The following is a 9,144-nucleotide window of genomic DNA, read 5'->3' on the forward strand; positions in this document are numbered from 1 at the left end:
ATGGCGCGCCGGTCAGTGCCGCCCAGCTTATGGCCAATCTCAATTCCAAGGCCGGCGGTGCGGTGCAAATGAACCTACCGGATGCGCCTGAGGGCGACATGCCGATGGAAGCCAATGGCAATGGGTATCTGCTGGCGCGTCTGCAACGCGTGCAATCGGACGCCCAACTGCTCAATATCGCCTTTGGCAACGGCACTGGCGATCAGAGCCTGTTGTTCGCCACGCAACTGCTGTCGGCCTTCGGTCCGGAAAAAGACAAGAGTGAAGAGGGCGGTGCCAGCTTCGTCTAGAGCATCTGTCGGCTCAGTTGAGCCGCCGAATGGCTCTAAGTTTTTGTTTGGTCGCGCAATTTTTCCGAAAAGTGGTATCCACTTTATCGGCTTGCGCTCTAAGCTGTCGTCAAAGCGCGACGCAGGGCGTCTTCTGATTGCGGCATCAGAAGCGGACGTACCCCCATTTCACTCAGCGGTTCCGCCTGCTGACCATCCGGCAAAAGCGCCAGTATGTTCAGGGTTTCGCGGGCCTGTGTTGCCCTGAGCCGCTCCAGCCATTCGGCCACCTTCTGTCGGTTGGCCGGATTGTCGAGATCCTCGAAGGCACCCGTGGCGATCAGCACGGCGTCGATATCCCCCTTGGCGGCCAGAGACACGGCGCGCGGCCGCGTGGTGGCCGTCAGGCAGCGATGCCCCAGTCCTTCCAGCGTGTCGCGCAGTTCTACCGAACGCAGAGAGTCGTTGGATACCAGCATGACCTTGAGGCCGCTTACGGACTCCTGTGCAGGCGCTTCCGGCTTGGCTACCGGGCGGGGGGCGATGGCATCCGGGTCGTAGGGCAGATCCAGCCAGAATTTGGAGCCTACATCCGGTGTGCTCTGGGCTCCGATCTCGCCATGCATCAGTTCGGCCAGACGCCGCGATAGGTTGAGCCCCAGTCCCGCACCGGAATAGCCGGCTGAGGTGCGTGCAATGCGCTCATGCGGCAGGAAGGCGCGGTGTAGTTCCTCCGGTTCCAGCCCCGGCCCGGAGTCCATGACCTTGAGCCGTAAAACGCCTTCGTCAGGCGGCAAAAGTCTGACCTCAACCTTGCCCTTGGGCGTGTACTGGATGGCATTGGCCAGCAGGTGGGACAGGATCTGTTCCACGCGCGAAGCGTCCCCAATCGCGGCCCCTGTTTCGGGCAGGGGGGGCAGGCTCAGGGTCAGGTCCAGTCCCTTGGCAGTGGCCATGTCCTGAAAGCCGCTGGTGACGTCACGCATCAGACTTTCGATATCCAGCGGGCGCAGGTCGAGCACCATCTGACCGGAGCGTGCTTCACCTTCGTCGAGCGTGGTGGTGATCAGCCCCAGCAAATGGTCGATTTCGTTACGCGCACTTTCGACGTAGTGGCGCGGAGCCGGGGCGCGGCTAAGGTGCGACAGGCCCTGATCCAGTGTCTGTTCCACGCTGCGCAGGCCGGTGGCGATTTCACGTGACAGGGTTTGCATCAGGGCCATCTGATCGCGGGTCAGGTTATCGCGGGCGGTAAGGGCGGCTTCGCGCTCCTGAAGCGTGCGGACCTGCGCAAAGGCGAGTTGATAATGTTCCCGGAGGTGACGATTCATAATCAGGCCCAGAGCCAGCGCCATGGCCAGCCCGCCGGTAACGAGGTTTGTCCATGTACCGTCAGGTTGGGTGAGGTTGAGCGCCAGTATAGGTCCGGCCATGGCCAGCGGGGCCAGGGTCAGCAAAAACAGCAGCACTGGCGCGCTGAAAAAGATAATCCCAACGGCCGCGCCGGCGCAGATGGTGGCAAAGACCTGCGCCGCCGGACCGCCGCCTACGCTACTCAGGGACGCCACCAGCAGGCTCAGGGCCCATAGAGCGCCACACAGCCATTGCCGCCGCAGTCTGACGTCCAGACTGCGGCGTGTCGGGACGGCGTCGGTTTTCAAAGAGGGCTTAAGGAAGAAGAAGGCCGTCCAGATGCAGACGAACAGGACCATGTTCAGCGCGATTTGCAGCGGCGACATGAAGTAGCTGGCACCCCAGATATAGACGGGCAGGCCGATGGCAAAAAAGCCAAGCGCGTAGGGCAGCAGGCGCACCTGCGCCTTCAGACCGTAATCAAGCGCGATCTGTTCTTGCGTGAGCACGACCTCAGCGTCGGCACATACAGGTGGCGTGGTCTCTGACATGGCCTCAGAATGGCGCAAACAGATTGCGGTCCGGTTACCAGAGCCGGAAAAATTAACTTTTGAGGCGGGATCGGGCCCTCACGCGGGCCTTGGTAAGGATTCATTAAGGGGCGGGGCGGACAATCCCAGAACGTACCGTCTCGACTCGTCCGGTACGAGATGATCAGGACATCCTCCCATGACCGCTTCGCGTAGCCTGCTTTCCGAAACGGACGTCGCCCGTCTGGTCAGAAGTGACAATGCCGATGATCGCGCCGTGGCGACCCATAAGGTGTGTCGCCTGATGGAACGCAGCGAACTGAGCGAGGTCGAGCGCGCCGCCGCGCAGGAAATCATTCGCCTGCTGGCTGATGACGCCGCCGAACTGGTGCGCAAGTCTCTGGCCGTGACCTTGCGTACCTCCAGCCTGCTGCCGCACGACGTCGCCTTGCGCCTGTCGCGCGACGTGCAGGCCGTGGCTGTGCCGGTGCTGAGCTATTCGCCGGTGTTTACCGATGAAGATCTGGCCGACATCATCCGCTCTGGCGGCCCTGTGCGTCAGATGGCCGTGGCACGTCGCGAAACCCTCTCGGAAACCGTGACGACGGCCTTGGCCGAGCATGGCGTCGAAGAGGCAGTCGTGATCGCCTGCGCCAATAATCAGGCCGTGTTCAGCAGCGCCGGCATGGATGCCGTGCTGGAACGCTTTGGCGAGTCCGAAGTCCTGCAGAACACGCTGATCAATCGTCAGCACCTTCCGGTTTCGGTGACCGAAAAGCTGATCCATATGGTCAGTCAGTCGCTGAAAGAACAACTGGTGTCGCGCCACGCCATACAGCCGGAAACGGCGGTGCAGATCACCGAGGCGACGCAGGAGCGCGCTACGCTCGATGTCGCCGATCAGACGGGGGCCAGCCGTGATCCGGCGGCTCTGGCGCGCCACCTTGTCATCGCCGGGCGTATGACGCCGTCTCTGATGCTGCGGGCGCTGGCCCGCGGGCATATGGCCTTCTTTGAACACGCTCTGGCGGAGCTGTCGGGTGTACCGCACGATCGCTGCTGGCTGATGGTGCATGATGCCGGGGCTCTCGGTCTGCGCGCCATCTATGACCGCGCAGGCTTGCCGGCGCGTATGTTCCAGACCTTCCGTATCGCCGTGGACACCTATCATTCGCTGGCCAGCGAAAATGCCGATCCCGACGTGATGCGCTTTCAGGCGCGCATGATCGAACGCTTCTTGACTCAGGTGCCGTTCGCGCCGCGCGAAGACCTGATCTACCTCTATGAGCGTCTGGATCGCGATGCGCGCGGTCGCCGCCGGGGTGGCAAATCAACCCTTCAGGCGGCCTGAGGCACGGTCAATAAAAAAGCCCGGTTCAGCGACCGGGCTTTTTCTGTTACTGGGCCGGCGCTGTTGCCGGGGTCGGAGGCGTCGTTGCCTCTTTGGCCTTGGCCTCGTTCACGGCGCTTTCCGTAAAGGCGATCACTTCCACCGTCACGCGCGAGGCGGCGCTCTCAAACCCTTCGATCATCGGCCCGAGGCTGCCCTTGCGCACGGCGATCTCTGAGGAGATGAACTTTTCCGCCATCACCTGCCGGTCTTTCAGCCGCACCAGCCGTGCATCCAACGCCACAACGACGGTCGGTCGGCGCCTGGCATAGGCGGCCTCAAAACGGCGTACATTGATGTCGAGCCGGTATTCGCCAGACACACGCCCCTGATCACCGAGACGCACTTCGCTGCTGGCCTGCCGCGCAAAGCCTTCGGACATCAGATCGCGGAACTGTCCCTGTGCCGTGCTGGCCCACCGGCCGCCGGACACGTAGGAGACTTCATTGCCTTCGGTGGTCACGATACGGTCCCCGGCGGCGGCGCGCGGGAAACCGTCGAAATTGACGAAGACATCGACCGGTTTGGCGTCGGGCGAGGCCGCCGGGGCCTTGACCGCGCCTTTTTCCAGCAGGGCCGGGTTGAAGCGGATGCTGTAAAGCTGCACCGGCTTCACTTCTGGCAACAGGGTAATGCAGCCGCTAAGGCCGGTGGCCAGACCGGCTGTGAGCAGACCGAGGCTCAAAGAGCGACGTGTGGCGCGCGTCATCATTACGGATTGACCTTTCTCTCTTTGGCTTTGGGCTTGCCGATCAGGCCCTGCGGGCTGGCGCGGACCTCTTCGACGAGGTCTTCGACCGAGCGGGTGGCCTGATTGAGGTTACGCAGGCTGTCCGACAGGGCGGGCAGGGTGGTCTCAGACACTTCGTTGATCGGCCCTTGTGCGGCCTTCGACAGGTTGGCGACTTCGGTTGCGGCATCAGCCAGCTTGGCAGCCGCATCGTCGATGCGGTTCATGGTCTGCGGCACGCGATCCTTGACCAGCACATCGGCCGAACTGGCCAGTTTGGACAGGTTTTCTGCGGCGATGCCGGCCTGTACAATGGCTTCGTGCGCGTCATCCAGCAATTGCTTGCGCTGTTTGAGGTCTTCGGTCACCTCACCAATATCGCTGGTGATGTCTTCGATATTTTTCATCGTCTTGGAAAAAGCGTTCAAATTGTCATCCGACATCAGGCGATTGATGCGGTTGAGCGACTCATAGGCGCTCTCAATGACGCCGCCCGACCCGGCCAGCAGCTTGTCCAGACGGCTTTCGGTGGCACGAATAACCGGGTTGCGGGCGCCGATACCGGGCTCACGCTTGAGCAGTGCCGCTTCCTTGGAGCCCGGTGAAATCTGGATATAGTTGAGGCCGGTCACGCCCAGCGGCTCCAGCACGGCGGTGGAATCGACGCGCACGGGCGTGGAGGAATCGACGCGCACGGTGGCAATGACCTGCGCCGTATTGGCCTTACCCAGCCGCAACTCCTTGACCTCACCGACCTTGATGCCGTTGAAATGCACTTCGCCGCCTTCGGTCAGGCCGTTGACCGAAGAGTTGAACACGACGTCGTATTCCGAGTAGGTTTCGTTGAAACTGCCCTGAATCAGCCAGAAGGCAAAGACAAAGGCAGCCGCGGTGAGCACCAGGGTGATCAGTCCGACAACCGCGTAATGGGCCTGTCTTTCCATTTACTCTCCTCTCGTCACGGCGCATTTGCCGCTCAGGGTCGTCGTGTAGACGTGGACACACACTCGGCAGGTCATGAGGCGTCTCCCGTCCCCCGGCTTTGCGAAGACCGGCCACGTGGGCCGTTGAAATACTCATGAATCCACGGGTGGTCCGATTGTTCCAGCACTTTCGGTGGGGCCTGTGCCACCACGCGCTTATCGGCCAGCACCGCCACTTCATCGCAGATGGCGTAAAGACTGTCGAGGTCGTGGGTAATCATGAAGACGGTCAGGTTCAGACTGTCCGACAGTTCGCGGATCAGCGCGTCGAACGCCGCCGCCCCGATGGGGTCGAGACCGGCGGTCGGCTCATCGAGAAACAGCAACTCCGGATCGAGCACCAGCGCGCGGGCCAATGCTGTTCGCTTGATCATGCCCCCTGACAACTCCGACGGCCGCTTGTCGGCGGCATCAAGTGGCAACCCCGCCAGTGCCATCTTCATCAGGCCGATCTCGCGCATCTGGGCCGGTTTCAGCTTCGCGTATTCGGTCAGGGGTACGCAAATATTGTCTATGACGCTGAGCGCCGAGAAGAGGGCCCCGCTCTGGAACAGCACGCCGAAGCGCGACTGCATCAGGCGTAGCTGCTTTTCGTTGAGCTTCGTGATGTCCTTGCCGAACAGGTGGATCGCCCCCGCAGTCGGCTTTTGCAGGCCAAGGATCGAGTTGAGCAGCACCGTCTTGCCGGTGCCGGAGCCGCCGACCACGCCCATGACCTTACCGCGTTCGACCGTCAGGTCGAGGTTATCGTGCACAATATTGGCACCGAACTGATTGCGCAGACCCTCGATGACGAGGGGATGGGCGGGTGCGGAAACGGGTGCGGGGGCTTCGGTCATCAGAAGTCAAACCCGTTGAACATCATGGCGACGATAGCGTCGATGAGGATGATGGTGAAGATGGCCTGTACCACGGCGCGCGTCACCTGACGGCCCAGCGAGATGACGTCTTCGGTGACGTTCATGCCCAGCCGGCAGCCGATAATGGAGATGGCGATGGCGAACAGCGGCACCTTGATCATGCCGACAAAGAAGTTCACGAAGGGCACATATTCGGTCATGCGGATCGAGAAGAAGTGCGGGCCATAACCCAGTTGCGCCCACACCACGACAAACCCCCCGAGCAGACCGGCCATTGACCCCGCAAAAGTGACCAGCGGCATGGTGATGACGAGAGCCGCGAGACGCGGAAAGATAAGCGCGTCAAACGGGTTGATGCCCATGACGCGCATGGCGCTGATTTCCTGATTCATTTTCATGGCGCCGATTTCGGCGGTGAAGGACGAGGCTGAGCGCCCGGCGATCAGCACAGCCGCGATGACCGGGCCAAATTCACGCAGAACCGAAATGCCGATCAGTTCGACGGCGAAGACCGCTGCGCCGAACTGCTGAAGCTGAAGGATGCCGAGGAAGGCGATCACCGCACCCACGAAGAAGGTGGTGACGCACACCACCATCAGCGAGCCGAAACCCGCCTGCTGCATTTGGGCCACCAGCGGCGTCCAGCGGATGCGGCCCGGTGTGACAAGCGACAGGAAGGCGGTGACGACCAGATGCCCGATAAAGATATTCAGATCGCGCAGATCCTTGAACACATCCTCGGTGCTGCGCCCCAGTCGCGCGAGTTCACCAATGATCGGATTGGCTTTCTGCTGAGCCGTTTTTTTCTGCGCCTCAACCACCTTGGGCTGAATGTCGCGGATCAGTTCATAGACGGCACTTAGGCGCGGGTCGTGGGCAAACAGGGCGTCATCGCCGTGTTCACCGAGAGCGGTACGCAGGGCATAGGCCCCGGCCGTATCAAAGCCGCTCAGATCATCCGTGTCGATGCGGACCGCTGAGGCCGATTTAAGGGCGGACTTCAGCCGCTCGCCTGCGTCGCGCAGGCCAATGGCGGTCCAGTCACCTGTCAGGCTGACGACCCTTGCCTCCCCACCCGGCGGCGTCTCAATTTTAAAATCAGCCTTCGACATCAAACCTGAGGGTAAAAGCAAAACGCGTTATGCGCCACTCTTCAATCAATAGCGGATATAACGCCGAAAAGATAAGGTTCCGGAAATAAGGAGACAATAGGCGCCGGATTTATTCGACGCACAGGCGGTCAAGTCACATCTTACCACAAACAGAGAATCGGCCGCAGCGAAATAAGTGCGTGGCTGCGATCAGGAGCGGGCTTATGCCGCGCCCGTCAGTCGGATACGCCAGATGCCGCGGATGCCGTCGAATTCGACCACCTTGCCCTTGCGTACCACTTCGATGCGCCCGGCTTCAACCAGTTGCCCGATGGCGGCGCGCACCTGCGGCAGCTGACGTCGCCAGTTTTCAGCGTTTATGGTTTTGGCGACTTGATTAGGACTCAGGGTTTCCTTATCTCCCAACTCGGTCAGGAGTTCGATAATCAGCTCTTCCACCGGGTTCGCCATGACGGGCCTAACTTTTTTTGTGCGTGTTTAAACGAGGTATGCAAATGGCCGATCAGCCCAAACCCCTTCAGGTCGAGGACGGCGATTTCAAAGGGTGGTTCCTTTCGCCCTTCCATGACGACTATGTCAACCATATCGGACCGTTTTATTATCTGCCCGGCGCGGACGGCAAGATGCAGGTGGCGCTGAAGGTCGAACAGAGACACCTCAATGGCGGCGGTATTATGCACGGCGGCTGTCTGCTGTCGCTGGCCGATACAGCGCTGTATGTGTTTGCACTGGACAATCTGCAAACGTCGGGCGGCGTGACCATGCAACTGGATGCGCAGTTCCTCAGCCCCGGCAATCTGGGTGATATTGTCATTGCTACCGGTGAGATCACCCGCGCCGGTCAATCGACCATCTTCGGCCGGGGGCAGATCAAGGTCGGCGACCGCATGGTCATGACCTTTTCCGGCGTCATCAAGCGCGCCAGCAAGTCGGGGGCCTAACGCCCAATCAGGGCCTGGGCGATCGGCATCCACGCGGGTGAGGCGTTAAGCCAGCACGCGGTGATCTGTGTCAGCACCACCAACGGCACACCAATCAGCCACACCGGATGCACACGACGGCGGGTCATCACATCGAAGACCATGCACAGGATCAGGGTCAGATTGACACCCAGATAGAGGGTAAACCAGAACTCAGGGACGCTGTGGCCGAAATAGGGTCGCAGCGCCCGTCCGATCCATCGCCCGAATCCAGCCCCCAGAAGCTCAATTGTGGCCAGCCAGATCAGGCGCTTATGCCAGTCGGGTCGCTTGCGTAACCATAGGGCGGCACCGGCGGCGGTCGCGAAAACCAGCATATTGGCCAGTTGCACACCAATAAAGGCCACGCGTCTGGTGTCACCGGTATCGAAGCGCGCCTGATTGATGACTATGGCGGTCACAACGCCCATGACCGTCACGAGCGGCACCCAGACAAGGGCAATCAAGCCCAACCGTTTGTGGCTCTCTAAGGAACCTCGCTGAATCAGCAGGGTTTGCGCAGTCAGCAGTAAAATCCAGCCGCCGAAGACAGCCACATGAACGTGCAAAAGCGGGTGAGGTGCCGGCGCATGGCCATTCAGCACTTTCAGCAGGCCGGGCGTGAACCCCATAAGCAAGGCCAGCCAGGCAATGCCCAACAGAAACAGAAAGAACGTCCCATCCCACGGATGCCGTTCGTTAAACGCATAGTGTTTCATGCTGTGCCCCCGTCTGACTGAGAAAACGTTATCAGAGCGAGGACGTTTGGTAAACGCCGTTATGCGATGTCTTTCAACGCCACGTCGTAGGTCGCCTGTGTCCGGGCGGCGATGTCGTCGAGTGTCACATCGGGGGCCAGTTCGACCAGCACGAGGCCAGAGCCGTCGGGCTTCACCTCAAACACGCCCAGAGTCGAAATAATCAGATCGACCACGCCCGCCCCGGTCAGCGGCAGGTC

General features: G+C 60.9%; 9 protein-coding genes and 2 pseudogenes. 3 read left to right on the top strand and 8 right to left on the bottom strand.

What is annotated here, in order from left to right:
• Nucleotides 1–290: pseudogene (locus Q0072_RS12425) on the top strand (lytic transglycosylase); the annotation flags it as partial.
• Nucleotides 291–388: 98 nt separating this feature from the next.
• On the opposite strand, the gene Q0072_RS12430 reads toward Q0072_RS12425, so the two are convergent.
• Nucleotides 389–2,173, bottom strand: coding sequence for a HAMP domain-containing sensor histidine kinase (locus Q0072_RS12430; protein WP_298330558.1), 1,785 nt, complete (start codon nt 2,171–2,173; stop codon nt 389–391).
• Nucleotides 2,174–2,351: 178 nt separating this feature from the next.
• Here Q0072_RS12430 and Q0072_RS12435 point away from each other — a divergent pair, with 178 nt between their 5' ends.
• The gene (locus tag Q0072_RS12435) at nt 2,352–3,503 is read left to right on the top strand and encodes a DUF2336 domain-containing protein (protein WP_298330561.1); all 1,152 of its coding nucleotides are present in this window, start codon (nt 2,352–2,354) and stop codon (nt 3,501–3,503) included.
• A 46-nt stretch (nt 3,504–3,549) separates the two neighbouring features.
• Here Q0072_RS12435 and Q0072_RS12440 read toward each other — a convergent pair whose 3' ends face one another.
• From Q0072_RS12440 to Q0072_RS12460, 5 genes are all read right to left on the bottom strand, one after another.
• Nucleotides 3,550–4,254 (bottom strand): ABC-type transport auxiliary lipoprotein family protein, encoded by a 705-nt coding sequence (locus Q0072_RS12440; protein WP_298330563.1) that lies wholly within the window; start codon nt 4,252–4,254, stop codon nt 3,550–3,552.
• On the bottom strand, nt 4,254–5,216 hold the full coding sequence (locus Q0072_RS12445) for an MlaD family protein (protein ID WP_298330566.1): 963 nt from the start codon (nt 5,214–5,216) through the stop codon (nt 4,254–4,256). Before Q0072_RS12445 ends, Q0072_RS12440 begins: the two co-directional genes overlap by 1 nt.
• 71 nt (nt 5,217–5,287) lie before the next feature.
• Complete coding sequence (locus Q0072_RS12450) at nt 5,288–6,094, bottom strand: ABC transporter ATP-binding protein (protein WP_298330569.1); 807 nt, start codon at nt 6,092–6,094, stop codon at nt 5,288–5,290.
• The gene (locus tag Q0072_RS12455; RefSeq protein WP_298330572.1) at nt 6,094–7,227 is read right to left on the bottom strand and encodes an ABC transporter permease; all 1,134 of its coding nucleotides are present in this window, start codon (nt 7,225–7,227) and stop codon (nt 6,094–6,096) included. Before Q0072_RS12455 ends, Q0072_RS12450 begins: the two co-directional genes overlap by 1 nt.
• A 201-nt stretch (nt 7,228–7,428) precedes the next feature.
• Nucleotides 7,429–7,677, bottom strand: coding sequence for a DUF3253 domain-containing protein (locus Q0072_RS12460; RefSeq protein WP_298330575.1), 249 nt, complete (start codon nt 7,675–7,677; stop codon nt 7,429–7,431).
• A gap of 44 nt (nt 7,678–7,721) precedes the next feature.
• Here Q0072_RS12460 and Q0072_RS12465 point away from each other — a divergent pair, with 44 nt between their 5' ends.
• Complete coding sequence (locus Q0072_RS12465; protein WP_126420698.1) at nt 7,722–8,168, top strand: PaaI family thioesterase; 447 nt, start codon at nt 7,722–7,724, stop codon at nt 8,166–8,168.
• On the opposite strand, the gene Q0072_RS12470 is transcribed toward Q0072_RS12465, so the two are convergent.
• Nucleotides 8,165–8,905 (bottom strand): hypothetical protein, encoded by a 741-nt coding sequence (locus Q0072_RS12470; RefSeq protein ID WP_298330581.1) that lies wholly within the window; start codon nt 8,903–8,905, stop codon nt 8,165–8,167. The two genes, Q0072_RS12465 and Q0072_RS12470, sit on opposite strands and share 4 nt — an antisense overlap.
• A 59-nt stretch (nt 8,906–8,964) precedes the next feature.
• A pseudogene (locus Q0072_RS12475) lies at nt 8,965–9,144 on the bottom strand (succinyl-CoA--3-ketoacid-CoA transferase); the annotation flags it as partial.

The sequence above is a fragment of the Asticcacaulis sp. genome, assembly GCF_027484505.1.
Taxonomy (GTDB): Bacteria; Pseudomonadota; Alphaproteobacteria; order Caulobacterales; family Caulobacteraceae; genus Asticcacaulis.